1 protein-coding gene is annotated in these 310 nt (G+C 39.4%); it reads right to left on the reverse strand.

The annotated features are described in order from the left end of the window. Positions 1-51: 51 nt before the first annotated feature. Positions 52-310, reverse strand: a 259-nt coding sequence (locus tag FS736_RS24865) for a hypothetical protein (RefSeq protein ID WP_222125098.1), incomplete at its 5' end; no start/stop codon positions are given.

Consider the following 310-nt stretch of genomic DNA (forward strand, 5'->3'; position numbering starts at 1 on the left):
ACTCCCCAACCATTTTCAACATCCCCACCCAAATTTCCAAATCCCTTTCACCTATTCCCCCCTTCCTGAACACCATATTATCCACCCAAACCTCCCAACAAAAAAACACATGATTTTTAAGCAACAACTCCAAAAAAGCATCCAGAGAATTTCCCGCAAAGCATTTCCCCACCAAGCGCAAAATTCCTCAAATTCACCCTCTTTCAACAGCTTTCCCCACCTTTTTTTCAATTCTAACAAAATTTTAACATTTAAATCCCCAAAACCTCTGTTATCCTGTTCTATGTATGGTTCCGACATTGTAAAATGT

Source organism: Cytobacillus oceanisediminis 2691 (assembly GCF_007678455.1).
Classification (GTDB): domain Bacteria; phylum Bacillota; class Bacilli; order Bacillales; family Cytobacillaceae; genus Mesobacillus; species Mesobacillus oceanisediminis_A.